Origin of the sequence: Qipengyuania gaetbuli (assembly GCF_020524765.1) — a bacterium.
In the GTDB taxonomy this organism is placed as follows: Bacteria; Pseudomonadota; Alphaproteobacteria; order Sphingomonadales; family Sphingomonadaceae; genus Qipengyuania; species Qipengyuania gaetbuli_A.
Map to the genome: position 1 here is coordinate 1,229,731 of NZ_JAIVLR010000001.1, position 25,680 is coordinate 1,255,410.

Sequence of the window (25,680 nt, forward strand, 5' to 3'; positions counted from 1 at the left end):
TTAGTTTCGTGCTATCTCGGGGGAGAGTGCCATGGAACCGCTGACCAATCTCGTTGCCGCGTCGATCGCTTTCGTCGGCTCGCATTTCGCCTTGTCGCATCCGCTGCGCGCGCCGCTGGTCGCAAGGTTGGGCGAGAACGGCTTTCGCGGCCTCTACTCGCTTGTCTCTCTGGCGACCTTCGTCTGGATGGTGCTCGCCTATCGCGATGCCGGGCCCGGAGGCGCTGCCTTGTGGAACGGGATGGGTGATGCGACCTGGGGCATCGCCAGCATTGTGATGCTGGTCGCATCGGTCCTGCTTGCCGGGTCCTTCGTGAAGAACCCCGCGCTTCCCGATCCGCGCGCAGCGGCTCACGCCGCCGCCGGGGTGCACGGCGTATTCCATGTCACGCGCCATCCCATGATGTGGAGCTTTGCGCTGTGGGCGCTGGTGCACATCATGCTCAGCCCCACCCCGCGCCAACTGGTCCTCTCCGGATCGCTCGGCTTCCTTGCGCTCGTCGGGGCGCATATGCAGGACCGCAAGAAGGAAGTGCTGATGGGCGATGCCTGGGCCGGGTGGGAAGCGCAGACCAGCTACTGGCCGCGCCTGTCGGGTTTCGCCAGGGCCGGGGGCGTAGCGTGGGCTGGCGGCGTCGCCATCTGGCTCGCGGCGACCTATGGGCACATCCACGCGATCGGCATTCCCGCAGGCGTCTGGCGCTGGTTCTAGCGCCCTCGCCCGCGCGACCTATTCACCGGTGAACTTGGGCGCGCGCTTTTCGATCAGCGCGTCGACGCCTTCCATGTGGTCGCGGGTGGTATGCATCAGCGCCTGTGCGTTAGCCGCCATTTCCAGCGCGGCGTCGTAGCTCGTCGAGCGCCCCTGCCGCATGAGGTTCTTGGCTTGCCGCAGGGCGTGAGGCGGCATGGCCGCGACCTTTCCGGCGAGCGCCATGGCCTCGTCCATCAGCGCGTCATGGTCGACGACCCGGCTGACAAGGCCCCAGTCGAGCGCGGTGGGCGCATCGATCACGTCTCCGGTATAGAACAGCTCCGCCGCGCGCGCCTCGCCGATGATGCGCGGCAGGATCCATGTGCCGCCATCACCGGGGATGATGCCGAGCTTGAGAAAGGTGACACCGAACCTCGCCTTCTCGCTCGCGATGCGAATGTCGGCGAGGCAAGCAAGGTCGCATCCCAGTCCGATGGCTGGGCCGTTGACCGCCGCAATCAGCGGCACGCGCAGCGAATAGAGCGCGCGCAGGATCTTGTGGATGTTGTTCCGGTAGCCATCGGCAATCTCGGGCGCGGTCCCGCCGAAATTGCCGGTCTTGTCCTTCATCGCCTTGATGTCACCGCCCGCACTGAAGGCGCGCCCGGCACCGGTCAGGATGACGCAGCGCACGTCCATATCTGCATTGATCGCATCGCAGGCCGCCGCAAAGGCATCCCCGTCACCTGCCGCACCGAGCGGGTTCATGCTGTCCGGCCGGTTGAGCGTCAGAGTGGTGACGTGGCCAACAGTATTAGCACTCAGGGTACTCATTGTTGCGACCACCATCGTTCAGTCTTTGTAGCAAACGAGAAACCTATGATTCGGCTGTCCGAGGAGTATTGCTCCAACCACTTTGGCGACATCTTCCAAGCCGAGACTTTCTGGCCAGGTGGATTGATTTCCTTCAAAACCGAAGAGGGCAGGATGAAGCAAGAGATCGCATCAGCCTCATCGACAACGATAGCGAAGTACGGATCGCACAAGAACGATTCGCAAGCTGCGTTGAGCTTTTCAAAATTGCCATTTGAGATAGATAAAAAGCTACCCTCAGTCCCAGGGTTACGCGAACGTGATTTTACCGAGATTCCCATCGGTCGATCGGTCGCGGGGCGACGTGCGATCAGATCGATCCCTGTGTGATCGATACGGGCACACTCGAAACCGTGTTTCGAAAGCCAATATAGAATCAGGTGCTCCGCGAACTCGCCAGTGATTTTCGAATGGCGGGAACTCTTCTGAATCGAGGGCATTATGCCCGCGCTTCTTCGACGCCTGCCGAATTGTGGCGCAGGGCCTTGAGCGCGGTGTCGACGATATGCGGCGCATTGAGGCCCGCCTCGTCATACTGCTTCACCGGATCGTCCTGGTCCTGGAAGACGTCGGGCAGGCGCATGGTGCGCACCTTCAGCCCTGCATCGGTCAGGCCGGCATCGCTGGCAAAGGTCAGGACATGCGCGCCGAGGCCGCCGACGGCCCCTTCCTCGATGGTCACGACGACGTCGTGGCTGCGCATCAGCTTCTCGATCAGCTCGGTGTCGAGCGGCTTGGCAAAGCGCATATCGGCAACGGTGGTCGACAGGCCCTTGGCTTCCAGCTGGTCGGCAGCCTTCTTCGCCTCTTCGAGACGCGCGCCGAGCGAGAGGATGGCGACCTTGGTGCCTTCTCGCACGATGCGGCCCTTGCCGATTTCCAGCTTCTGCAGCTGCGCGGGAATTTCCACGCCGGTGCCTGACCCTCGCGGATAACGAAAGGCGATCGGCCCGTCGTCATATTCGGCGGCCGTATAGGTCATGTGCGCCAGCTCCGCCTCGTCGGCGGCGGCCATCACGACCATGTTCGGCAGCGTGGCGAGATAGGCGATGTCGAAGGCGCCGGCGTGGGTGCAGCCGTCCGCCCCGACCAGGCCCGCGCGGTCGATGGCGAAGCGCACGGGCAGGTTCTGGATGGCAACGTCGTGCACGACCTGGTCGTAGGCGCGCTGGAGGAAGGTCGAATAGATCGCCGCGAAGGGCCGCATGCCCTGTGCCGCGAGGCCCGCAGCGAAGGTTACGCCGTGCTGTTCGGCAATGCCGACGTCAAACGCCTTGTCCGGATGCGCCTTGGCGAACTTGTCGACGCCCGTACCGCTCGGCATGGCGGCAGTGATCGCGCAGATGCGCGGGTCGGTGTCGGCGATCTTGGCCAGCGTCTCGCCAAAGACGTTCTGGTAGGCGGGCGGGCCGCCCGACGACTTCTTTTGCTCGCCCGTGACGACATCGAACTTGGCGACGCCGTGGTATTTGTCGGCGCTGTTCTCGGCCGGGGCGTAGCCCTTGCCCTTCTGCGTGACGACATGGATCAGGACCGGGCCCTGCTCGCTGTCGCGTACGTTTTCCAGCACCGGGATGAGGTGGTCGAGATTGTGCCCGTCGATCGGGCCGACGTAGTAGAAGCCCAGTTCCTCGAACAACGTACCGCCGGTCACCATGCCGCGGGCGTATTCCTCTGCCTTTTCCAGCCCGTCATGGACTTTGCGGCTGAGCTTCTTCGAAAGGCGCGAGGCAAGGCTGCGCAGGCCGAGATACTCGCTGCTCGACACGGTGCGGGCAAGATAGGCCGACAGGCCGCCAACGGGCGGGGCGATCGACATGTCGTTATCGTTGAGGATGACGATCAGGCGGTTTCCGGCCGCCTCGGCATTGTTCATCGCCTCGTAGGCCATGCCCGCGCTCATCGCGCCGTCGCCGATGACCGCAATGCCGCGTCCCGGCTTGCCCAGCATCTTGTTCGCCATGGCAAAGCCCAGCGCCGCGCTGATCGAAGTCGAGGAGTGCGCTGCGCCGAAGGGGTCGTATTCGCTTTCGGCGCGCTTGGTGAAGCCGGACAGGCCGCCACCCTGGCGCAGCGTGCGGATGCGGTCGCGCCGGCCGGTGAGGATCTTGTGCGGGTAGCACTGGTGCCCAACGTCCCACACCAGCTTGTCTTCCGGCGTGTTGAACACATAGTGGATCGCAGTAGTCAGTTCGACCACGCCGAGGCCCGAACCGAGGTGCCCGCCGGTGGTCCCGACGGCATCGATCATTTCGGCACGCAATTCGTCCGAAAGCTGGCGGAGCTGCGATTTGTCGAGTTTGCGGAGGTCGGCCGGATAATCGACCGTATCCAGCAGCGGCGTATGAGGGCGCGTCGTCATGGAAGCGGCCTTACACGCGGCAATCGAAACTGTCGATGAACGCTTTATCGCTCATATTACACAACTCGTCGTCATGCGGCACAATCGTCGCATAGGCCGCGAAGTTCCACCACGGGCCGCACGTCGGTAAAGCCTGCATCCTTGCCCGCTTCGCGCAAGGCGCCGGTCACCCGGTCGTCATCGATATGCATGGCCTTCCCGCAATCGTCGCAGATCAGGAAGATGCAATCGTGCCGGCATCCCGGGTGCGTGTTGACAAGATAGGCGTTGGCGCTCTCGATCCGGTTGGCAAGATTGGTCCGCACGAACAGGTCGAGGATCCGGTAGACGCTGTTGGGCGCAACCCGCTTGCCGCGCGCAGCCGACAGATTGTCCGCAATGTCGTAGGCGCTGGCGGGCTTTTCGTGCCGGGCGAGTTCCTCGAACACCGATTGGCGCATGCCCGTCCACTGCTCGCCGGCGTCGGTCAGCGTGTGGCGGGCGGCGTCGATCAGGGCGTCGCCGGAATGTTCCTTGTGAGCGTGTACGTGCTTGGCCATGCGTGAGAGGTAAGCGCCCCACTGCCCCTGCGCAAGCTAGTTGCGGCGGAACTCCGACCGGTACTGAGCGGGGTAGAGCCGCTTGAGGGCAGCGACCTTCGGCGCGTCCCAGCGCAGGATATAGGGATGGCGCGGATTCTTCGCAGCGAAGTCCTGGTGATAGGTCTCGGCCGGATAGAATGCCTGCGCGCGCACGATGTCGGTGACGATCGGGCGCGACCATTTCCCGCTCGCCTTCATCTGGGCGAGGTAAGCCTTGGCCACGGCCAGCTGTTCGGCAGACACGGGCGCCAGTTCGGCATTGTAATGCGCGCCGCGATCGGGGCCCTGCCGGTCCTTCAGAGTTGGATCGGCAATGACCGAGAAGAAGATGCGCAGCAGTTCGTCATAGCGGATGACCGACGGGTCGTAGGTGACCTTTACCGCTTCGACATGGTCGGTGACGCCCGACGAAACCAGCTTGTAATCGGCCTGCCGCGCAGTCCCGCCGTGGTATCCGGAAACGGCGCTGGTGACGCCCTTGGTATGGCTGAAGACAGCTTCGACGCCCCAGAAACAGCCGCCTGCGAAAATGGCGGTCTTGAGGCCCTTGCTCTCTTTCGCGATTCGCTTGGCGGCGGGGGCCTCAACCACGCTTTCGGCGGCGAGGGCGGGCTCCTGGCAGGCCGAAACCGCGAGAAGCGCGATTGCAGCGAGACCGGAAGCGAAGCTGCGCATCAGAACAGGGCGGGGATCGCCGCGATCAGCGCGTGGCCGTTGGAGGCAGCAACCAGGGCGGCGCCGGCAAGAAAGCCGATGCCGAAGTTGCGATAGAGGTCGGAGCTGAAGAGGTTCATGGGAGGTCTTTCGGTACGCTTGCCCATCTGGTTACAGGCGTACCGATTGCAACACGGTTAATGCGATGGTTGTAATTCGTTCAGGCGATCAGCCGGGTGATCAGTGCCTGAAATGGCGCATCCCCGTGAAGACCATCGCGAGGCCCTGCTCGTCGGCGGCAGCGATCACTTCCTGGTCGCGGATCGAACCGCCCGGCTGGATGATTGCGGTTGCGCCTGCCTCGGCCGCAGCCAGAAGCCCGTCGGCGAAGGGGAAGAACGCGTCCGAAGCAACCGCGCTGCCGACGGTGCGGCTTTGGTCCCAGCCATACTTCTCGGCCGCTTCGGCAGCCTTCATTGCTGCAATGCGCGAGCTGTCGCGGCGGTTCATCTGGCCCGCGCCTATGCCGGCAGTCGCACCGTCCTTCGCATAGACGATGGCGTTCGACTTGACGTGGCGCGCCACGGTCCAGGCGAACAGGCAGTCCTTCAGCTCCTGCTCCGTCGGCGCCCGCTGGGTCACCACCTTGAGATCGGCCTCGGTGATCGCGCCGTTGTCGCGCGTCTGGACCAGCAGGCCGCCGGTGATCGGCTTGACCAACAGGCCGCCGCGGCGCGGATCGGGCAGGTCGCCGGTGACGAGCAGGCGCAGGTTCTTCTTCTTGGCGAAAGCGGCCTTGGCCTCCTCGCTCACCGAAGGAGCAATGACGACCTCGGTAAAGATCTCGCAGATTGCTTCGGCTGTCGGGCCGTCGAGCTCGGTGTTCACCGCGACGATGCCGCCGAACGCCGACACGCTGTCACAGGCAAGCGCCTCGTTCCACGCATCGAGCAGGCTCGAGGCCTGCGCCACGCCGCAGGGGTTGGCGTGCTTGACGATCACCACCGCCGGCTCGCCGCCCGCGAATTCGGCGCAGAGTTCCAGCGCGGCATCGGCATCGTTGTAATTGTTGTAGGACAGTTCCTTGCCCTGCAGCTGCTCAGCCTGCGCGATCCCGCGGCCATGCGGGCCGGAAGGCGTATAGAGCGCCGCCTTCTGGTGCGGGTTCTCGCCATAACGCAGTTCGACCGGAGCCTTGCCGTTGACGGCGAGGAAGTCGGGGAACAGCTGCTGCTGGTCGCCAAAGGCGAACCACTGGCTGATCATGCTGTCGTAGGCGGCCGTGGCGGCAAAGGCCTTGGCCGCGCACTTGCGGCGGAACTCCAGCGTGGTGGCACCGGTCTCCTCCAGTTCGGAGACGAGCGTGCCGTAATCGGCAGGATCGGTGACGATGGTGACGAACTGGTGGTTCTTGGCCGCAGAACGGACCATCGAAGGGCCGCCGATATCGATGTTCTCGATGATCTCGTCACGCTCCGCACCGCGCATCACGGTCGCCTCGAACGGGTAGAGATTGACCACCACGAGATCGATTGCGCCGATCGCGTGTTCTTCCATGGCGGCGGCGTGTTCGGGATTGTCGCGCACGGCCAGGAGGCCGCCGTGAACCATGGGATGCAGCGTCTTCACGCGGCCGTCCATCATCTCGGGGAAGCCGGTGAGGTCGGATACATCACGCACGTCGAGACCCGCTTCGCGCAGCGCCTTGGCAGTGCCGCCGGTCGACACCAGTTCCACGCCGCGCGCGGCCAGCGCCTTGCCCAGATCCACCAATCCGCTCTTGTCGGACACCGACAGCAGTGCCCGCTTGATCGCCACTTCGCTCACGTGAAAATTACCCCATTCGTTTGAGCAGCCAGGGGAAACGTCCCCCGCTGCGGGCAGTCAGTCCTTCGACCACGATTTGCTGCGTTCCGTGCGGCCGGCCCTGGCCATCGACCCAGAGCGAATCCTCGACGCTGCATGCGGCCTCGCCGGTATCCCCTCCGAGGCGGAATTGCCAGTAGCTTGCATCGGGCATGGCGAGATGGACGCCGCGCCCGTCCTCGGTCACGCGCGCCTCGATGCCGCGCCCCAGGTGGAAGCGCATGGCGAAGCCGATCTTGCCGCGCTTGCCCTTGCGCCCCGAAGGTTCGAGCACGTCTTCGCCGCGCAGCTCCGTGCCTTCGTCGGACAACATGAGAATGCGGCGATGGATGAGGCCGAAGCGCGCGGCATAGCCGTTGTGCGCCGCTTCCAGCCGCGTAGCGTTCTTGGCGCCCTGCGCAATGGTATCGCGGGTGCAATCGACCTCTTCCACACCCTTGCCGATCTGGCCGTGAAGCAGGATGGCGGTCGAATTCGCATCATCGAGCACCAGCGTCGAATGGGCCGAGGTGCCGCGCAGGCCCTGTTCGATCCGCGAAGGAACCAGCGCGCCGGCCAGCTCCGCGCCGCCGCAATTGACGATGATGCGCTGGGGCCCATGCGAATATTCGAAGGCCAGCGTGGAGGCGCAAGCATGGCGCGCATGCTTGGGTTTCGGCGGAGGCGCGGCGTCGAAAACGAGCAGCGCATCGCGAGCGCGGATACGCTGGTAGCCCCACTGCTTGGCCTCCACCATCGGGCGGGCGCGAACGCCGCTGGCAGTGACGATCGCGTCGAGCGCATCCTCGCTCATCGCTGCTGAACCCTGCCAGCTACCGAGGCCCCGATCGCCCATGCGGAGCGACAGCAGCGCGGGCACCAGCAGGCCGAGCATGGTGTCGAGCGCGGCAGGATGGGTACGTCCGGCCGCCGCATAACAGGCGCGCACTTCGACCAGCAGCGCTACGGCCTCAGCCTGCGCGCTGGGCGAGCGCGACAGGACGCCCCCATCCTCGCCGACCATTTCGCCGAGCGTCTTGAGCAGGCCTGCTTCGCCATAGAGCCGCCGCGCCCAGCCGTCGGGCATCAACAGTCCGGCAGCAACAATGCCGGACCAGCCGGCGGCCTGCGCCAGCCGGTCGTCGACGCCGGTGACATTCCGGTCGAGCCAGCGCGCAGTGGTTTCGAGCGCATCGAGATACTTGGGCTTCAGCCGCTCGCCATCGCCGATTAGCAGGATCGGTGCATGGACGATCCAGTTGAGAAGGCGCAGGCCAGCCAGTTCCACGGTCCATGCCGGCCCCTTGCCGACCTGCGGATTGGCTTGCAGCCACGAGGCGAAGAGGTCGCCAGCAGTGCCGACGCATTGCGTGCGCGGTGCACTGGCCGCCAGGTCGCGCATCCAGGTGAAGCCGTGCACCGCGCGCACGAAAGGCGGAGCGAGTTTCGGCGGCGACCCGAAATCGAGTTTGCCGAGCGGCAGCTTCATCCCGCCTGCCATGAAGTGCCCGGCCCTTAGCGCGACACCGGCAGAACGGTTGCCTGCCAGCGGGCTTTCGACCGTGCCCAGCAGGCGCGGCTTCGCCGGTTTGCGCAGCGGCGAGGACAGCACCTGCCCCGGAATCCCGATGCGATAGGCCCAGCGCATGGCTGTATGGAGCGGACCCGTGCGCGGAGGCTGGAAATCGGCGAGCACCAGCGCGCGCGCCGATTCGATCTCAGCTTCCGGTTCGGTGACAGCTGGAGAGGTCACCAGCGGCTCTTCGGCAGAACCGAGAGGCAGCGCGACCTGGTCGTCGTCCGGCGCATCTTCGCGAACGGCGCTGAGCAGGTCGGCGTGGCCCTCCATCATCCCAACCCCTTCAAGGCGGCGATATTCGACGCGTATTTGTCCGGCCCGCCGCGGAAGGTCGCAGACCCTGCAACAAGGACGTCGGCGCCCGCGTCGACGCAGAGCGGTGCGGTGACAGGGTCGACGCCGCCGTCGACTTCCAGCCGGATATCCTTGCCCAGCGCATCGATGCGCTTCCTGATGGCCTCGATCTTGCGCAGCTGCGAATGGATGAAGCTTTGCCCGCCGAAACCCGGATTGACGCTCATCACGAGGACGAGGTCGACGTCCTCGAGCAGGTAGTCGAGCGCCTCGACCGCAGTACCGGGATTGAGCACCACGCCCGCCTTCTTGCCGAGGCCGCGAATGGCCTGCAGCGTGCGGTGGATGTGCGGACCGGCTTCGGGATGCACGGTGATGATATCCGCCCCCGCTTCGGCGAAGGCTTCGAGATAGGGGGCGATCGGCGCAATCATGAGATGCACGTCGAACGGCTTGTCCGAATGCGGGCGCAGCGCCTTCACGACGGCCGGGCCGATTGTGATGTTGGGCACGTAATGCCCGTCCATCACGTCGATATGGATCCAGTCCGCCCCGGCAGCATCAACGGCGCGCACTTCTTCGCCGAGCCGGGCGAAATCGGCCGAAAGGATGGAAGGAGAAATCAGCGGGGCTGCCATGTTCGCTTGTCCGGTCTGTCGCGAGTTGAGCCTGTCTACTCGCCTACGCGCGCGGGGGACGCCGCCACAAGGCGCGCACCCCGCCTTTTCCACCGCATAGGGACTTGGAAGCCGCGGCCGGGCGGATTAGGCAGAGGCCATGGCCGCATTGCACAAGCTCACCGGAAATTTCGCCGCGACCGATGTCGACGGGGAACTTCTGATCGTCGATCTCGACGGGGGCGAGTTGTTCTCGCTCAGCGGCACGGCCCGCTCGGTGTGGGACTCCATCGACGGCCGGCGCGACGAGTCGCAGATTGCCGAGCACCTTTCTGCCGCCTTCGACGTCGATGCTGCCACTCTTGAAGCCGATATCGCCGTTTTCGTGGAAGAACTGAGGGCTGCGGCACTCATCGGCCCGGCCAAGTAATCGCGGAATTTTTGACTTGGCACCGGCCCATGATATGTTCGCATGCGAAAGGTCGATCTTCGATGAAACAGCAGAATTCGCCCAAGCCGGCCTGGACCAAGCCCGAACTGGTGCGCCTCGGCACGATCCGCGATATTGCCGGGCCGCCCGGCGGCGTCAGGCAGTCGTCGGCCATCGGGCACTCCTGACAGCGCGGCAGCGCTTCCGCTTCCCATGATAGCCGCTCTCCGCAAATGGAGTGGCGAACCTTCCCCGCGCCTTGAAGATGCCCGAAAGGCGCTGGCCCGATACGTCTCCGGCGCTGCGTCCGTGCGCGATGAGCAGGGACTTGCCCTGCTGGCGGGGCCACGCGACTTTCTGGGATGTTCGGAAGGCGTCCAAGCCGCTCTTACGGGCTGGATCGACAATGCCGACGAAATCGCGGAACTGCTGCACTTGGAAGCGGTCAACCCTGCCGCCCTCTACGCCGCTGCCCTGGCCGCTTGGGGTGAAGACGCCGACCGCCGCATCATCGGAAATTATGCCGCGATCGCTGGATGGGGCGATGGGCGCCTGCGGCTCGCACGCTCGCCGTGGAGCGCACCACCGCTCTATTATCGTCACGCGGACGGGGAGAGCATTGCATCGCCGCTCATGCGCGTGCTTTTCGCCGCCGGCACCCCGCGCGAGCCCGATTACGAGCGGATGGTCGACGAACTGGCCTTCGACTGGCGCTGTATCGAGGAGACTGCTTGGCACAAGGGCGTGTTGAGAGTCCCGTTGGGCGCGACTGTCACTCTCTCGGAAGGAGAGAAAATTCTCGACCGCTGGTACACGCCGCCCGTGCCTTCGGGCGGCGCCTCTTATGACGAGGGCCATGCAGTCGAGAGAGCGAGGGAACTGCTCGACGAGGCGGCTCGCAAGGCTCTTGCCTGGGCGGCGAAACCTGCAGTCACCCTGTCGGCGGGGCTCGATTCCCCGCTCGTTACCGCCTCGCTGCTCGAAAGCCTTCCAGAAGGCCGCAGGCTTCCGGCGATTACCTTCGTCCCGGACCGGGGTTGGGACGGCCGCGACGAGCCCGGCACGTTGGGCGACGAAAGCACCCTTGCCGGGGAATTCGCAGCACAGCAGCCACGGCTCGACTGGCACAGGGCGAGCGACGATGTCGGCCCCTTCGACCGCCGCGCGCGCGAGGTCTTTGCGGCGAGCGAGGTGTTTGCACAGGGACTTGGCAATGTCGGCATGATGCACTGCGTCTACGAGAAAGCGCGCGAACTGGGCTGCGACACAATGCTGACCGCCGACATGGGCAATGCGACGCTGAGCGATGCGGGCCGCTACGGTTACTGCGAGTATGCGCGAAAAGGCCGCTGGGGCGAGCTGGTCGGGCTGTTGCGCAACCGGCCGGGCGATACGAGGCCGTTGTGGCGCAAGCTGCTCGCCCTCTCGGTCCTGCCGCATCTCCCGGCGGCACCGCGCAAGCTGGCACGTCGCCTGGTGCACCCGGCGAGGAGCGACATGACCGCGCTGCTTTCGCCGCTTTCGCCCGGTGCGCGCGCTTCGCAGGCCTCCCGCGCAAAGTCGCGCGGCACTTCGGGAGAATGGGAGGACTTCACGCACGACCGCAGCCGGGCAGATGCGGTCGCGCGCGAGTTTGCGAATGCGGACAGCTCCGCCTTCGACGTCGACCTCGCCTTCGAGCAGCTTTACGGCATCAGGAAGCGCGACGTGATGGCGTACCGCCCGCTCGTCGAATTCTGCTTCTCCCTTCCGCTGGAGGCCTTTGCCCGCGACGGCGTGGAGCGCCGCCTGGCGCGTCTCGTCGGGAAAGGACGCATTCCCGAGGCGATCCGCACCAATCGGCTCCACGGCCAGCACAATGTCGACTGGCATGCACGCATGACGCCGGTCCGCGCAGAGATGATCGAGACGCTCGAGGCGGCGCGCGACCACCCGTTCCTCGGCGAAGCGCTCGATATCGACCGCCTTGTCGGCCTGATCGAGGATTGGCCGCCCGCAACGGACTTCAGCTGGGAGCAGGAGTGGTCGCGTCTCGCCGCCCTGCCGCGAGCGATCCTTGCGGCGCGCTATCTCGGACACGTCGAAAACCGCAACGACTTCTAGCGCAGGCTTTGATCTGCGGGCCGGCTGACGCATAGACCCTGCTCATGGGATCACGGCAAGCGCTGCGCGAGGTAATCGCCGCTGGAGGGCAAAGGCGCTTTGCAGCCGTGGTCGCCCTGTCGCTGCTGGCAGCTTTCACCGAGGGCGCAGGCTTCGTCCTGCTCGTGCCCCTGCTCGCTGCACTGGGCGGCGCCGACATGCCGCTCGGCCTTGCTCTGCCGCGCTGGCCGATCGAGGCCCTGCTTGGCGTGTTCGTAATCCTTGTCGCGGTCAGGGCCGCAGTGGAAATCCTGCGCAGGCTGGCCGTGCAGGACTTGCGCATCGCTGTGGTGGACGGCTTGCGGATTCGCGCGGTCGATGCCGTCCTCGGCGCGGGGTGGCACTGGTCCTCGAGTCTTGCTGAGGGCGAGGCGGAGGCGCTGCTGATTTCCGACATCGAGCGTTGCAGCTATGCGGTCGAGCTGTGCGGCACTCTCGTGCGCCTCGCCGCCTCGCTCGGCGCGCTTGGCCTTGCCGCACTGGTCATCTCTCCGCTCGCCGCGCTTGCAGGATTTGGCCTCGGCGCACTCGCCCTCATGTTGCTGTCGCCGATGCGTCGTCGCGCCCGCGAGCTAGGTGAGCTCCTGTCCTCCCGGCACGACGAACTTCATGCAAGGCTGGGCGAAAGCCTGCGCGGCCTGCGGGTGATCAAGAGTTTCGGAAGGGAGAGGGCGCAGTCCCGGCGGATCGCCGGCGCGCTCGGCGAGCTGCGCGCGGTGGAGCGCGGATATGTCCTGTCGAGCGCGCTTGCTCATGCGATGCTGCAACTGTTTGGCGCGGTCCTCGCCGCACTGGGCGTCTGGGCGGCACTCCAAGTTTTCGCCATGCCGCTTGCCGTGGTCCTCGCACTGGCCGCGCTGTTCGTCCGGGCCTTGCCGCTGGTGGGCGAGCTTCAGGCCAGCGCACAAGGCTGGGCCCATGCTGCGCCAGCGCTCGACCGCGCGCTCGCCATGACGGAACGCGGGCTGCAACACGCCGAAGCACTCGGCGCAGAGCAAGCGCCCCGGCTCGGGCGGGTCCTTGCCCTGCAAGGCGTCGGCTATGCCTATCGCGAAGGCCAAAGCGCGCTCGAGCATATCGACCTCGAAATCGCGGCGGGAACGATGGTCGCGCTCTGCGGGCCGTCGGGTGCGGGCAAAAGCACGCTCGCAGACCTGTGCGCCGGTCTCACCGGCCCCGATGCCGGAGCGATTGCAGTCGACGGCGTAGCGCTCACCGAGGCCAACCGCATCGCTTGGCGCAGGCGCGTGGCATATGTGCAGCAGGAGCCGGTGCTCTTTTCGGGCAGTGTGAAGGACAACCTCCTGTTCGTGGAACCGGAAGCTGACGAGGCGCAAATGATGCAAGCGCTGGAGGCCGCCCACGCCGGCTTCGTGCACTCCCTGCCGGACGGTCTCGACTGCGACCTCGGCAATGCAGGCCGAGCCTTGTCCGGAGGCGAAAAGCAGCGCATCGCGCTGGCCCGCGCCCTGATGCGCAAGCCCGACCTCATCATTCTCGACGAGGCGACCAGCGCGCTCGATGCCGACAGCGAGGAGGCGATTGCGGCGGCGCTACGGGAATTGGCCGGCAAGACCACCGTGATCGCCATTGCGCATCGCGGTCTGTTGCGCGACATGGCCGACCGGATCGTCACGCTCGAAAATGGCCGGCTAACAATTGGCTGAACGCGCGGCAGTATCGCAATTCAGGCGCAATTCAGCGCAATTTGCTAGAAGCATCGCGAAAGATTGTGGCGAGATGCCTTTGCGCCTCGTCCACGTTACGAAGCAATTCACGGGGCCGAACATGACCGTCCGATCCATCGCCATTGCCGGCAGCACCGTTGCGCTGGGCGCGCTTGCGCTCTCTGCACCCGCGCTTGCCCAGACCCGCTACGGCCAGGAAATCCCGCACGACCCGGCGCGTTGCCAGGCCGGCAAGCCGGGTGTCTGGGTGTCGATCACCGGCATCAAGGAAAGCCGCGGGACGCTGCGTATCCAGTCCTATCGCGCGACCGAGCGTGACTGGCTGGAAAAGGGCCGCTGGCTCACCCGCATGGAAGCGCCGGCGACGGCTGGCACCATGCGCTTCTGCATGCCGATTGCGGAGCCGGGCAGCTATGGCATCGCCGTGCGCCACGATCTCAACGGCAATGGCAAGACCGACATCTTCGGTGACGGCGGAGCGATGTCGAACAACCCTAGCATCAACCTCTTCAACCTCGGCAAGCCGAACTACAGGAAGGTGGCCTTCAACGTCGGCAATTCGGTCGAATCGATTTCGATCCGGATGCGTTACCGCTGAGCTTTTGCCGCTCGACGGCGCGCCCGCCACAACTCCCATGCCGCGCCCGGCATGGCGAGCAGCGGGTGTTTTTCGCGAAATGGCGTGACTTCCAATTCGATACCCGTGTGACGGTGCAGCTTCCAGGCACCATAGCGCGCGGCACCTTCGAACGTCGTGGTCGCCTTCGCCAGGCGCAGAATGTTGAGCGGTTTGCCCAGCCGTTCGCGCTCTCGCCATGCGCTCAGGATATCCCGGCGGATCGCTTCGTCCAGCTTCGGGGCCAAAAGATCGCCTTCCTGCGAAAAAGCGATGCCTTGGGCCTCCCATGCGAGCGGGAGCAAACCATCGAAATGGTCCCGGTTCACCGACAGGATCGAATCCTCGCGCCCCGGCTTTTCAACCCGGAATTCCGCCCGATAGGTCGCCTGGAACAGCGCGCGCCAATACGCCTCGGCCTCGCCCTTTGACGGGCCGAGCGCGGCCGCGAAGCGCGCTGCCGATTTCGCTGCTGCCGCGATTGCCTCGTGGACCGATTGCCGTGCGGCGTCATCCACCGTCCAGATGAGCGCGCTCGGCTGGACGAACCGCGTCCAGATCGTCGTGTCGCGGCTTTGCCCGCTGGCCGCCTTCATAAACTGGGTCAGCGACATGGTGGCGATCTTGGCGCGCAGCGTTTCGCCGCCATATTCCCACTCGCGGTAGCTCACCTTCGGCCAGACGCGTTCGACTTGGGCGCCTGGCAGCAGGACGTAGAAATCGAGCACGCCCTCGAGCGATCCTGTCCTCAGGTTCGAGCCGTAGAACAGTACGGCGCTGGCGCCCGCTTCCTCGCCGAGCATCCGTGCATAGGCCGCGACCTCGGGCCGCACCCCAGCGCCAAGCGATGCTGCAATCCGCTGGTCGAGCGCCGCGCTCACGCCGTCACGAATTCCATTTCCGGGCCCTGTCCCACGAGATAGCTACCGGCCGGGAAATGCTCGCCGTCGAGGATGAACGGTTCCTCGACGTCGAAAGAGAAGGCTTCGGCAGAGATGTGGTGCAGGCCCGCGCCCGCCAGCCATCGCGGATGCCAGCCGGCGAGGATGGCGGGGAGAACCGCGAAAATCCTGCGGCGCGGCCGGTCGAGCACCGCGAGGCGGATAGGCGCCTGCCGCTTGCCGAACAGCTGGATATTGCCGGGGAGCCGCTCGAAAGTCGAGGCGAGCATAATGTGGCGGCGATCGGGCGCACCGTGGCGCGAATGCGGCATCGGTTCCCCCGACGGCTCGAACGCCAGTTCCATCCGCGTGCCGCGGCGCCAGCGGTTGTCATTGCCGGAAAAGAGCACCTGCATGACGCCCCAGGCCGCGGTCGCGCCGACGGCCAGCGAATTAAAGAACCCCATGCGGTGCGCTTCCTGGCCCGCTTCGATGCCGAGCGTGAATGCGCCCGCTCCGAGCACGAAGCCCAGCATGGGCGATGCGCCGGTCTCGTCCGCACCGACAACCGTCAGCGCCTTCCTGCGAGCGCGCTTGCCCGACCGATAAGCCGCTACCGCTTCGGCAAGCCCCCATTGCGCAGGCAAGTCGAGATCGATCTTCAGGGCATTGGTCTTGCCCTGCGGCACGATTGCCAGAACCGGCCAATTCGACCCGAAGACCGGCTGACCGAGAGTGAGCACATCGCGGATCGTGCCGTCGCCGCCGCTGATGACGAGCAGGTCGACGCCGCTGCGCGCAAGGTCCGCAAGCTCTGCCGCCAGCTCTTCCTTGGTGCAGGGCTGCACCAGCCGCACATCGGCGCCCGCGACCGTCTCGGCCGGGCTGCCCTGGTTGCGGTGCGAGCGCGGATTGTGGATCATGGCGATGCGCGGCGCAGGCGCGGCCTGCGGCTCGATCCCGGACGGAATCTCGCCGGTCGCATCATGCATAGGCCGGTAATCGTGAATGACGCGCTCCATTGCGGTTCGCCCGTGGAAGGTTCCAGATAGTGTAGGGATGCCGCCGCGACAATGCGAGCGCCGCGCGAACGCACGTCACTGGCGCACCCGACAGGATTCGAACCTGTGGCCTCTGCCTTCGGAGGGCAGCGCTCTATCCAGCTGAGCTACGGGTGCCTGGCCATGACGCGCTAGGCGAGCGGCGCGCTTAGCAAGCGCGCTGGAAGCGGGCCAGTGAAATTTCCGCGCGGCGGGCCGGCGGTATTAGGAATTTGGCAAGCGGGGCGGCGTTAACCTTGCTCCCATGAACGCGCTGACCCACGAATTCGACCTGTCGCATGCCATCATGCTGCCGCTTGCAGGCGAAGACCTGCGCCGCGAACAGGACCGCGAAACGCTCGCCGAACAGTGGAGCGCGGTGCACGATGCCGCTGCGGCCATCGGCGTGCTCGCGCAGCTGGGTCGCCCGGAGGAGGGCCCCGAGGTCACCGGCTTGCCGGAACGAGCAGAGGCGCTGGCCGGCTTCGAATACGAGTTGGTCCGGCGCGGGGTAGACGACCTTGCCGCCATCATGCAGCCCGGCCTGCGGGCACTCCTTGCGCTGAGTGCGGGTGGCCAGGACACCACCGTTGCCGCCCTGACGCTGTGGCGCGAATTCCACGTATCGCGCGATGCGATCGTGGCGCTCGTCCCGCACGGATGACGCCAGCGGTGGCTTGACCGCGTTCACATTCTGTTCCATCCACGCGGCATGAGTGATTCATCCGCGATCGACCGCAGCGACACCGCGCAATCGGGCGAAACCGCTGTCGAAGTGGCGCGGGGCATTATGCGCCTGTTTGCCCGCAACGATGTCTGGCTGATGCCGGAGATCCCGCTGCGCAACGGGCGCCGCGCCGATCTCATGGGCCTCGATCCCAAGGGGCGGGTCGTCATCGTGGAAATCAAGGTCCAGCGCGGCGATCTGCTAGGCGATGGCAAGTGGCCCGACTATCTCGATTTCTGCGACCGTTTCTACTGGGGCGTGCCGCCGCATCTCGACCGCTCGCCGCTCGAAGGGGACGGCTATCGCCCCGATTGCTGCGGCATCGTCGTGGCTGATGGCTATGACGGGGAAATCGTGCGCCCGGCCCCGCTCCACCCGCTCGCGGCAGCGCGCCGCAAGGTGGAGGTCGGACGCCTCGCCCGCGCCGCCATGCGCCGCATGACCGTGGCCGCCGATCCACACTGCAGCCCCTGGGGCACGGCGGAATGAAGTAGCGTCTGTGCAGCGGCATCTTCCTGCGGCATAAGTGCAGGCGGGATCATGTGGGACGCAATCGCAATATCGGCCGTGGCCATGACGGGCATCATCGCCCTGCGCTATTTCGCGTCCAGCGGCGCCTTCGCGCTCGCCACCAATATCAAGCGGCCCGGCTATCACGCCAAGCTGGGCGACCAGATCAGGCGGGAGATCGGCTGGTCGCTCGCCTCTGCAGCGATCTACGGCATTCCTGCAGGCGTGGTCGCCTGGGGCTGGCAGGAACGCGGCTGGACGCTGATCTATACCGAATGGGACGCGATGCCGCTGTGGTACTTGCCGCTGGCGCCTCTCGCCTACCTCGTGCTGCACGATGCCTGGTTCTACTGGACGCACCGGCTGATGCACCGCCCCTCGCTGTTCCGCACGATGCATGCCGTGCACCATGCCAGCCGCCCGCCGACTGCCTGGGCGGCGATGAGCTTCCATCCGTGGGAAGCGCTGACCGGCGCGGTGGTCATCCCGGCGCTGGTGTTCTTCATACCCATCCACATCACGATGCTGGGCCTCGTGCTGACCATCATGACGGTGATGGGCGTGACCAATCACATGGGCTGGGAGATGTTTCCCCGCCGCCTCGTTCATTCGCGGTTGGGAAGCTGGCTGATAACCGCCAGCCACCACCAGCGGCACCACGAGGAATACCGCTGCAATTACGGCCTGTATTTCCGGTTCTGGGACCGGCTTTGCGGGACCGACCGGGGACTGAGCGAACGCATATGACCAACCGCATTCTCATCCTGCCGATCGCGGCGCTGGCGCTGGGCGCCGGGGCTCCGCCGCCTGCCGCGCACGGGTCGAAGATCACGGTGACCGTGACCGATGTGCGCAATGGCAAGGGCCTGCTGCGCGCCTGCCTGGTCAGCTCGGAAAGCGATTTTCCCGAGTGCAAGAAGGCCGCAGGGCTCCACGCCACCAGCGTCGATGCGCATCAGGGCCAAGTGACTTTCGCCTTCGAGCAGGTGAAGCCGGGCAACTACGCAATCGCCCTGCTCCATGACGAGAATGCCAACGGCAAGGCCGACCGCGCGCTCGGCATGATCCCCAAGGAGGGCTTCGGCTTCTCGCGCGATGCGCCTGTGCGCATGGGGCCGCCGAAGTTCAGCGAAGCCGCCTTCGACATGGCCGACAAGGACAAGGCCATAACGATCAGGATGCGTTACCTCCTGTAACCGCCTGCAGGGTGAGGCCTGCGTTAACCTTAACCCTATTTTTACTACGCCTGCCCCATACCCCTTCCCGAATACCGCAACTCGCATTCGGGGGCTTTTGAGTGATGGACAGGCTTGGCGGCGCATTTGGCGCGCATGACGCACAGGACCATCTCGACGATGAGTTCGTCGACGAGGCCGATGCCGACCTCGATCCGCCGCCTTCCCCGGTAGGCCAGGACGAGCGCCGCATGCAGGTGCGCGCCTACAACCACTGGGCCAGCCTGCTGGGCGATGCCGCTTTCCCGAACATCGAGGATCTCGAGCCCGAACTGCTCGACGATTTCGGTCCCTATTCGGTGCTGCTCGACTTCTCGACCGGGATCGAAAATCCCGCCGTGCGCTTCGTGGGGGGCGAACTGCGCAAGGAATGCGACGTCGAAGGGCCGCTGGAACATCTCGACGATGTCCCGCCGCGTTCGCTGCTGAGCCGCATCACCGACCATTACATGCAGATCCTCGCCAACCAGGCGCCGATCGGCTTCGAGGCGGAATTCGTGAACCAGCGCGGTTCGACCGTGCTCTATCGCGGTATCCTGCTGCCCTATTCCAGCGATGATGAGACGATCGATTTCATCTTCGGCGTCATCAACTGGAAGGAACTGGCCGACGCCAAGACCGCCGACGAGCTGCTGCTGCAGATCGACCAGGCCCTTGCCGGTGAAACGGTCGAGATCGAGGCGGTCGAGGAAGTCGACGACATGCTGGAATTGACCCAGCCGCTCGAAGATCTTTCCGCCGAAGCCAGCGATGACTGGGATAACGGGGAAGACGAGGACGATACCGTGCTCGACCTCGGCAGTGATGCAGTCATCGAGGACGACGAGGAGCACGAAATCCCTGCCCCGGCCTTCGGCCAGGTCGAGGATGGCGTCGCAGCCTCCGTCCCTGCCCGACGCGAACGCGGTGTCGATGCGCTCGGCAATCCGCTCGGCAGCCTTGCCGCCGAATCGCATGACGAGGAAGGCGCCGGCGAGGATGATTTCGACACCGGCATCAAGACCGCCGCAGATTATGGCCTGCCCGACTGGGACGAGGAAGATTACGAGGACGACGACGTCGACGATCTCGTCGACCCGCTGGCAGACGACGATGCTGGCAGCAGCCTGATGTCGCTGGTCAGCCGCGGCGACCGCCAGAAGAAGACGGTCGACCTCTCGGCCCTCGCTTCTCCGGCAGCACCGGCGATCCCGCAGGCCTACGAGCCGGAAGAGCCGGTCGAAGACTATTCGAATTACGGCGCCTACGAAGCGGACGAGGAATACGAAGACTTCGAGGACGCTGGCGAGGTTTCGGAAGTCGCTGCCACAGACGTTGAAGCGGCGAACGAACCAGCCGCCGAACCGGTCGCCGCGGAAGAACTCGCACCGATCGTCGCCGAAGCGGTCGAGGATGCGGAAATCATCGCTTCTGCCGAAGAGCAGGCGCCCGAGGGTCTCTACGACTGCCTCGCCGCCGCCCGCGAGCTTGCACAGGCCGCGCAAAACACCGAAGACCGCAGCCGCAAGGCGCTCTACGCCGCAGTCGGCCTGGCCTACGACTTCAGCCTCGAAGCGCAGGACGCGCCCGAAGACTTCCAGGAAATCATCGCCGACAACGGCCTGACCATGCAGGACCGCGCGCCGATGACGCCGGTGGTGAAGCTGGTCTTCGGCGCCGATTACGACAAGACGCGCCTCACCGAATATGCCGCCGTCCTGACCCATGCGCACCGCGTGGGCGTGGAGCGCGGCAGGCTGGTCGAATTCCTCCGCGCTGCCGAAGGCGGCCTCAAGGGTGTCGTCCAGGCCGAACGCCGTGCCCGCAAGGAAGAGCAGGGCAAGCCGGTCGAGGACGATGGCACCGGCATCCGTCCGGCGCTGGCGAAGAAGCTGCGCAAGCTCGAGACTGCCGAACTGTCGGACGTCGCACTCGACGGTCCGGAATTCGCTCTGGTCATGGTGCGCCGCACCGAGGACGGCGAGCTGGTCGTGGTCGGCGAACTGGCGGAGGATCGCGTGCTGCTCGAAAAGGCCGCGCGCAAGCTGCTCGCCAAGTAAACACCTGCGGAATAACCGCTTGAGATACATGGGCCGCACGCGCTAGCGCTGCGGCCCATGCCGTTCCTGCCCACCGCGCCCGTCCGCATCCAGCCCTATTTCGGCTACCGCAACGAAGAGCGGCTGTTCATCACCGCGCGCGCGCTGCGTTCCCGGGAAAGCCGTTTCGTGAAATCGGGCAAGTGGCGCGCCATGCGCACGATGATGGGCCAGTTCGCCAGCCACGAGGTCGAGGGTCTGCCGGTCGAACTGGAAATTGCCCCGCCCGGCGGCGAGAGCAGGCGCCACCAGGGCCTCACCGACAAGGAAGGCTTCGTCCATTTCGACATAAGGCTGGAAGGCGACTGGCCCTATGCCGACCTTCCGGAATGGGAAACGGTCAGCCTCCACTGGTCGAACGGTGAGGGGGAGCACTGCATCGACGGCCACGTCCTTGCCCCCGGCCGCACCACCGCGCTCGGCGTCATCTCCGACATCGACGACACCATCATCGAGACCGGCATCACCGGCAATTTCCGTGCGGTCATGCGCAACTGGCGGCGCGTGTTGATGGAGATGCCGGAAGAACGCATCCTCGTCCCCGGCGCGGACCTTTTCTACAATGCGCTGGGAGGCGCAGAGGATTTCCGTGCAGGCGCGGGCCATGCAGGCGACCACCAGCGCGCCACCCTGCGACCCTTCTTCTACGTCTCGTCCAGCCCGTGGAACCTGTTTTCCTATCTGGTGGCCTACATGAAAGGACGCGGCCTGCCGCTCGGCCCGATCATGCTGCGCGATTGGGGCCTCAACCGCGAAACCTTCGGCTCGGCGAGCCACGGGGCCCACAAGCGCGCGGCGATCGACGGCATTCTCGCCACCTATCCGGACATGAAATTCGCGCTGATCGGCGATGATTCGCAGGGCGACCTCACTGCGTTTGCCGATGTCGCCGCGCACACCCCCCACCGCGTGCGCGCCGTGTTCATCCGCAAGGTGGGCGAGGCCATGACCCCCGAGGAACTGGCTGCCGAACAATCGCTGAAGGCAGCGGGCATTCCGCTGTGGATGGGCGAAGGCTATGAAGAGGGGCGCAAATTCCTTGCCTCCATCGGGCTTCTCGAAGACACGGAAGCCAAGAACATCGTCAAGTCGGTGGGCAAGGCCCGGACGGAGAGCGCGTGAGGATTGTCATGCTCGTGATCGCAACGCTGGTCGGCATCGGCCTCATCGCAGGCGGAGCGGTGCTGGTCGCCATCAACCGCAACGGCCCGGCCGTGCTCGATACGGTCGACCGCATTGCCGGCAAGGAGCGCGGGGTCACGCTCGCGCACCGCGCCAGCCTCGGCCCCGATGCGCGCCAGAAGCTGCTGGTCTACCGTGCTGCTTCCGGCAACGGCCCTCAGCCGGTCTTCGTCTTCGTGCACGGCGGCAGCTGGGCGAACGGCGATCCCGACGATTATGGCTTCATCGCCCGCAACATCGCGCCCGAGGGATATGTCGTGGTGCTGGGCGGCTACCGCCTCGGCGAAAGCGGCCGCTACCCCGCCATGCTCGAAGACACGGCGAGCGTGCTGGCCTGGGTCACGCAGAACATCGGCGAATTCGGCGGCGACCCGCAGCGTATCGTCATCGCAGGCCATTCGGCAGGCGCGTACAACGTCGCGCAGGTCGCGCTGGAAGAGCGCTGGATGGTCGAGGCCGGCGTCTTGGCAGAGGGCGCGGTGAAGGGCGTCGTGGGGCTCGCAGGCCCTTATGATTTCTATCCCTATGACAGCGATTCCACGCGTGCGACCTTCGGCACGGTCGGGGTTGGGGCGGAAAGCCAGCCGGTCAATCATGCCAAGGGGGAAGCCCCGCCCTTCCTGCTCGTCCACGGCGAGGAGGATACGCTGGTCAAGCCGCGCAACACCCGCGCGCTGGCCGCGGCGCTGGAAGCACGCGGGGCGCGGGTCGACACGCTCTACCTGCCGGGCAAGACGCATAACGACCCGCTGCTTGCGCTCGCCAATCCCTGGCGCCGAGACCCGCGCGTGTTCGATACGGTGAAGGCTTTCCTCAAGGACACCACCGCACTTTCAGTTCCGGTTCAGGCCGGGAAGCCCTAGAAGGGCAGCCGATGCGCCTGCTTTCCCATGTTCTCGCCTTCATCGCGATGGCCGTGCTGGTCGTGCAGCCGGCGGCTGCGCAATCGGTCCTGCGCGATGCGGAGACCGAGGCCTTCCTCAACGATATCTCGAACCCGCTGGTCGAAGCCGCAGGCCTTGCGCCCGGCAATGTCGAAATCGTCCTTATCAACGATCCCAGCATCAACGCATTCGTGGCAGGCGGGCAGGCCGTCTATATCCATAGCGGGCTGATCGACGCTGCCGACACGGCCAACGAGGTGCAGGGCGTGATCGCGCACGAGCTGGGCCACATCACCGGCGGGCACATCGTGCGCATCGGCGAAGGCTATCGCAAGGCGCAGGGCTTTTCGCTGCTGTCGATGATCGCGGGTATCGGTGCGGCGCTGGCAGGTGCGGGCGATGCCGCCATGGGCCTGATGATGGCCGGCCAGTCTGCCGCGCTGAGCTCGATCCTTGCCTTCACCCGCACACAGGAAGCCAGCGCCGACGCGGCGGGCGCGGAATACCTCTCCAAGGCCGGCATCTCGGGTCGCGGATCGCTCACCTTCTTCGGCAAGCTCCTCAACCAGGAAGTGCGGCGCGGCTACAGCCAGGACGAAGAGGCTGGCTTCTGGCGCACCCACCCCCTGTCGGGCGACCGCATCAACAACCTGCGCGAAACCTACGAAAAGGATCCCGCCTGGGACCGCCCGAGCGATCCGGCGATCGAGGCGCGCTTCCAGCGCATCAAGGCGAAGCTCGCCGGCTATGTCGACAAGCCGGAAAACACGCTGCGCGACTATCCGGAAGAGGACCAGTCGACCCCCGCCCTCGTTGCCCGCGCCTATGCCTATCACAAGCAGGCCAGGATGGACCTGGCGCTGGAGGCGGCCGATACGCTGATCGAGCGCGCGCCGAGCGATCCCTATTTCCTCGAACTGAAGGGGCAGGTGCTGCTCGAATCGGGGCGTCCGGGCGAAGCGATCGACCCGCTGCGCAAGGCGACGCAGTACAGCCGCTCGCAGCCGTTGATCGCGTCGCTACTCGGCCACGCGCTCATCGCGACCGAGGACAAGGATAATTACGAGGAAGCCGAAAGGGTGCTGCGCGCCGCCGTCGCACGCGACCGCTACAATCCTTTCGCCTGGTACCAGCTCGGCGTGGTCTACGCAGCGCGCGGCGATATCCCGCGCGCGCGCCTCGCCAGCGCGGAACAGCAGGTCATGAACCGCCAGTACGCGCTTGCCATGCGCAGCGCGCAGGCAGCGGAAGCAGGCCTGCCCGTCGGCTCGCCCGATTGGCTGCGCGCGCAGGACATCGGCATGCAGGCACGGGCGCTAATCGAACAGGAATGCGAGGCCCGCGGCGACAGGTCTTGCGGCGGTCGCAGGTAGTATCGGAACAGGGAAGGTGGGCATGAAACAGCATCTGGCAACGGCAGCGATCGCGTTGGTCGGCGGCTTTGCGGGCGCAGCGATCTGGTCGCTTTCCGGCCTCGGCCATTCGCAGACGCGCGACTATCTCGTTTCCAATCCGGGTATCCTGCCCGAAATGGCCGACGCCTGGCAGGCCGAGCAATCGCGCGAACAGCTGGCACAGGTTGCCGACGAAGTGCGCAAGCCCTTCCCCGGCGCGGTGCTCGGCAATCCCGACGGCACGCGCACGCTGGTCAAGTTCACCGACTATGCCTGCGGCTACTGCCGCATCAGCGTGGCCGACGTGGACCGGCTGATCGCGGAAAACCCCGACGTGCGCGTGGTCATTCGCGAATTCCCGATCTTTCAGGGCAGCGACGTTCCGGCGCGCATGGCCCTGGCCGCAGCCAAGCAGGGCAAGTACAAGGCCTTCCACCACGCCATGTTCGAGCTCGGCAGCCCGACAGCGGAAAACGTCATGCTGGCGGCGCAGCAGGCCGGGCTAGACCTTGATGCGGCGCGCGAATACGGCGCTTCGGAGGAAGTGACGGCGGAACTCGCGCGCAACCAGGAACTGGCCCGCAGCCTCGGTTTCACGGGGACGCCCAGCTGGGTCGCGGGCGACAAGGTCATGGAAGGTGCGATCGGCTTCGACAGGCTCGAAGCCGCGCTTGGCAGCTAGCCTATTCTTCCAGCGCCTTGGCGTACATCGACGCCAGCGGCTTCGCCATCACGCGGCGTACCATCGGTTCGAAGAACTCCAGCGGCTCGCTCTCGTAATCGGGATCGAAGGCGGCCTGGTCGTATTTCTCGCAGAATTCCGCGCAGGCCGCATAGTGCGGGCTCTCGGCGAACTTGTCGCGGATATTCCGGTCCATGCCGAGGTGGTGGAAATAGTAATAGCCCTGGAAGGCGCCGTGGTTCTGGCAGATCCAGTGGATTTCCTCGGTCACGAAGGGCTTGATGATCGCCGCGGCCACTTCGGGGTGGTTGTAGCTCCCCAGCGTATCGCCGATGTCGTGCAGCAGCGCCATGACCACATATTGCTCGTCACGGCCGTCGCGGTGCGCGCGAGTCGCGGTCTGGAGCGAGTGTTCGAGGCGGCACACCGGAAAGCCCCCGAAATCGCCATCCAGCAAGCGCAGGTGTTCGAGCACGCGATCGGGCAAGTCCTTGGCAAAGGCCATGTATTCCGCGCCGATGATAGCCCAGTCTTCCTGGGTACCTTCCTTCATTTCGCGGAACTTGGCGCGTTCCTCGATCGAATGGGTCAGGTTCTCGGGCTTGTTCATCGCATCTCTCTCTACCAGCGTCCCTCTGCCAAGCATCCTAGCGTCTGGCGCAGCGCGCGGCAATTGGGCTAGGGGGGTTGGA

At 65.6% G+C, this 25,680-nt stretch carries 26 protein-coding genes and 1 tRNA gene; 16 read left to right on the forward strand and 11 right to left on the reverse strand.

Features of this window, described 5'->3' with window-relative positions:
- The first annotated feature begins 31 nt into the window (after positions 1-31).
- Complete coding sequence (locus LC083_RS06195; RefSeq protein WP_226699631.1) at positions 32-712, forward strand: NnrU family protein; 681 nt, start codon at positions 32-34, stop codon at positions 710-712.
- A gap of 18 nt (positions 713-730) precedes the next feature.
- On the opposite strand, the gene LC083_RS06200 is transcribed toward LC083_RS06195, so the two are convergent.
- Positions 731-1,528, reverse strand: coding sequence for a crotonase/enoyl-CoA hydratase family protein (locus LC083_RS06200; protein ID WP_226699632.1), 798 nt, complete (start codon positions 1,526-1,528; stop codon positions 731-733).
- 45 nt (positions 1,529-1,573) lie between these two features.
- On the opposite strand from LC083_RS06200, the gene LC083_RS06205 reads away from it, so the two are divergent.
- On the forward strand, positions 1,574-1,897 hold the full coding sequence (locus LC083_RS06205) for a hypothetical protein (RefSeq protein WP_226699633.1): 324 nt from the start codon (positions 1,574-1,576) through the stop codon (positions 1,895-1,897).
- Between the two features lie 109 nt (positions 1,898-2,006).
- Here LC083_RS06205 and dxs read toward each other — a convergent pair whose 3' ends face one another.
- From dxs to rpe, 6 genes are all read right to left on the reverse strand, one after another.
- A complete protein-coding gene (dxs, locus tag LC083_RS06210; RefSeq protein ID WP_226699634.1) occupies positions 2,007-3,929 on the reverse strand; it encodes a 1-deoxy-D-xylulose-5-phosphate synthase in 1,923 nt (640 codons plus the stop codon).
- A gap of 71 nt (positions 3,930-4,000) precedes the next feature.
- The gene (locus tag LC083_RS06215; protein WP_160608523.1) at positions 4,001-4,468 is read right to left on the reverse strand and encodes a Fur family transcriptional regulator; all 468 of its coding nucleotides are present in this window, start codon (positions 4,466-4,468) and stop codon (positions 4,001-4,003) included.
- Between the two features lie 36 nt (positions 4,469-4,504).
- Positions 4,505-5,185 carry a peptide-methionine (S)-S-oxide reductase MsrA gene (msrA, locus tag LC083_RS06220; protein ID WP_226699635.1) on the reverse strand — a complete coding sequence of 227 codons (681 nt, stop codon included), beginning with the start codon at positions 5,183-5,185 and terminating at the stop codon, positions 4,505-4,507.
- 219 nt (positions 5,186-5,404) lie between these two features.
- A complete protein-coding gene (gene purH / locus LC083_RS06225; protein ID WP_226699636.1) occupies positions 5,405-6,991 on the reverse strand; it encodes a bifunctional phosphoribosylaminoimidazolecarboxamide formyltransferase/IMP cyclohydrolase in 1,587 nt (528 codons plus the stop codon).
- Between the two features lie 7 nt (positions 6,992-6,998).
- Positions 6,999-8,861, reverse strand: a complete 1,863-nt coding sequence (locus LC083_RS06230) for a heparinase II/III family protein (RefSeq protein WP_226699637.1) — start codon at positions 8,859-8,861, stop codon at positions 6,999-7,001.
- The gene (gene rpe / locus LC083_RS06235; protein ID WP_226699638.1) at positions 8,858-9,520 is read right to left on the reverse strand and encodes a ribulose-phosphate 3-epimerase; all 663 of its coding nucleotides are present in this window, start codon (positions 9,518-9,520) and stop codon (positions 8,858-8,860) included. Before rpe ends, LC083_RS06230 begins: the two co-directional genes overlap by 4 nt.
- Before the next feature lie 139 nt (positions 9,521-9,659).
- Here rpe and LC083_RS06240 point away from each other — a divergent pair, with 139 nt between their 5' ends.
- The 5 genes from LC083_RS06240 (at position 9,660) to LC083_RS06255 (ending at position 14,357) form a co-directional block, all read left to right on the forward strand.
- The gene (locus LC083_RS06240; protein ID WP_226699639.1) at positions 9,660-9,929 is read left to right on the forward strand and encodes a PqqD family protein; all 270 of its coding nucleotides are present in this window, start codon (positions 9,660-9,662) and stop codon (positions 9,927-9,929) included.
- A 62-nt stretch (positions 9,930-9,991) separates the two neighbouring features.
- Positions 9,992-10,117 carry a hypothetical protein gene (locus tag LC083_RS13980; RefSeq protein WP_264187099.1) on the forward strand — a complete coding sequence of 42 codons (126 nt, stop codon included), beginning with the start codon at positions 9,992-9,994 and terminating at the stop codon, positions 10,115-10,117.
- A gap of 25 nt (positions 10,118-10,142) precedes the next feature.
- Positions 10,143-12,032 (forward strand): asparagine synthase-related protein, encoded by a 1,890-nt coding sequence (locus LC083_RS06245; RefSeq protein WP_226699640.1) that lies wholly within the window; start codon positions 10,143-10,145, stop codon positions 12,030-12,032.
- Between the two features lie 44 nt (positions 12,033-12,076).
- The gene (locus LC083_RS06250) at positions 12,077-13,738 is read left to right on the forward strand and encodes an ABC transporter ATP-binding protein (RefSeq protein ID WP_226699641.1); all 1,662 of its coding nucleotides are present in this window, start codon (positions 12,077-12,079) and stop codon (positions 13,736-13,738) included.
- Between the two features lie 121 nt (positions 13,739-13,859).
- The gene (locus LC083_RS06255) at positions 13,860-14,357 is read left to right on the forward strand and encodes a DUF2141 domain-containing protein (protein ID WP_226699642.1); all 498 of its coding nucleotides are present in this window, start codon (positions 13,860-13,862) and stop codon (positions 14,355-14,357) included.
- Here LC083_RS06255 and LC083_RS06260 read toward each other — a convergent pair.
- The 3 genes from LC083_RS06260 to LC083_RS06270 form a co-directional block, all read right to left on the reverse strand.
- Complete coding sequence (locus LC083_RS06260) at positions 14,348-15,256, reverse strand: hypothetical protein (protein ID WP_226699643.1); 909 nt, start codon at positions 15,254-15,256, stop codon at positions 14,348-14,350. The genes LC083_RS06255 and LC083_RS06260 overlap by 10 nt on opposite strands.
- Positions 15,253-16,278 carry a diacylglycerol/lipid kinase family protein gene (locus LC083_RS06265; RefSeq protein ID WP_226699644.1) on the reverse strand — a complete coding sequence of 342 codons (1,026 nt, stop codon included), beginning with the start codon at positions 16,276-16,278 and terminating at the stop codon, positions 15,253-15,255. The genes LC083_RS06260 and LC083_RS06265 overlap by 4 nt, the downstream gene beginning before the upstream one ends.
- Positions 16,279-16,357: 79 nt before the next feature.
- Positions 16,358-16,434: transfer RNA gene (locus LC083_RS06270), tRNA-Arg, on the reverse strand.
- A 127-nt stretch (positions 16,435-16,561) separates the two neighbouring features.
- Between LC083_RS06270 and LC083_RS06275 the strand changes: the two genes are divergently transcribed.
- From LC083_RS06275 to LC083_RS06315, 9 genes are all read left to right on the forward strand, one after another.
- On the forward strand, positions 16,562-16,960 hold the full coding sequence (locus tag LC083_RS06275; protein ID WP_226699645.1) for a hypothetical protein: 399 nt from the start codon (positions 16,562-16,564) through the stop codon (positions 16,958-16,960).
- 48 nt (positions 16,961-17,008) lie between these two features.
- Complete coding sequence (locus LC083_RS06280) at positions 17,009-17,512, forward strand: MmcB family DNA repair protein (RefSeq protein WP_226699646.1); 504 nt, start codon at positions 17,009-17,011, stop codon at positions 17,510-17,512.
- Between the two features lie 51 nt (positions 17,513-17,563).
- Positions 17,564-18,280: a sterol desaturase family protein gene (locus tag LC083_RS06285; protein ID WP_226699647.1), complete on the forward strand. Its 717-nt coding sequence runs from the start codon at positions 17,564-17,566 to the stop codon at positions 18,278-18,280.
- The gene (locus LC083_RS06290; RefSeq protein WP_226699648.1) at positions 18,277-18,729 is read left to right on the forward strand and encodes a DUF2141 domain-containing protein; all 453 of its coding nucleotides are present in this window, start codon (positions 18,277-18,279) and stop codon (positions 18,727-18,729) included. Before LC083_RS06285 ends, LC083_RS06290 begins: the two co-directional genes overlap by 4 nt.
- A gap of 104 nt (positions 18,730-18,833) precedes the next feature.
- Entirely contained in the window at positions 18,834-20,807 is a 1,974-nt protein-coding gene (locus tag LC083_RS14090; RefSeq protein WP_413469449.1) for a hypothetical protein, read from the forward strand.
- A gap of 57 nt (positions 20,808-20,864) precedes the next feature.
- On the forward strand, positions 20,865-21,968 hold the full coding sequence (locus tag LC083_RS06300) for an App1 family protein (RefSeq protein WP_226699649.1): 1,104 nt from the start codon (positions 20,865-20,867) through the stop codon (positions 21,966-21,968).
- Positions 21,965-22,891 carry an alpha/beta hydrolase gene (locus tag LC083_RS06305; protein WP_226699650.1) on the forward strand — a complete coding sequence of 309 codons (927 nt, stop codon included), beginning with the start codon at positions 21,965-21,967 and terminating at the stop codon, positions 22,889-22,891. Before LC083_RS06300 ends, LC083_RS06305 begins: the two co-directional genes overlap by 4 nt.
- Positions 22,892-22,902: 11 nt before the next feature.
- Entirely contained in the window at positions 22,903-24,285 is a 1,383-nt protein-coding gene (locus LC083_RS06310) for a M48 family metalloprotease (protein ID WP_226699651.1), read from the forward strand.
- Between the two features lie 22 nt (positions 24,286-24,307).
- Positions 24,308-24,988, forward strand: coding sequence for a DsbA family protein (locus LC083_RS06315; protein ID WP_226699652.1), 681 nt, complete (start codon positions 24,308-24,310; stop codon positions 24,986-24,988).
- A 1-nt stretch (position 24,989) separates the two neighbouring features.
- Here LC083_RS06315 and LC083_RS06320 read toward each other — a convergent pair whose 3' ends face one another.
- Entirely contained in the window at positions 24,990-25,598 is a 609-nt protein-coding gene (locus LC083_RS06320) for an HD domain-containing protein (RefSeq protein WP_160609189.1), read from the reverse strand.
- Between the last annotated feature and the right edge of the window lie 82 nt (positions 25,599-25,680).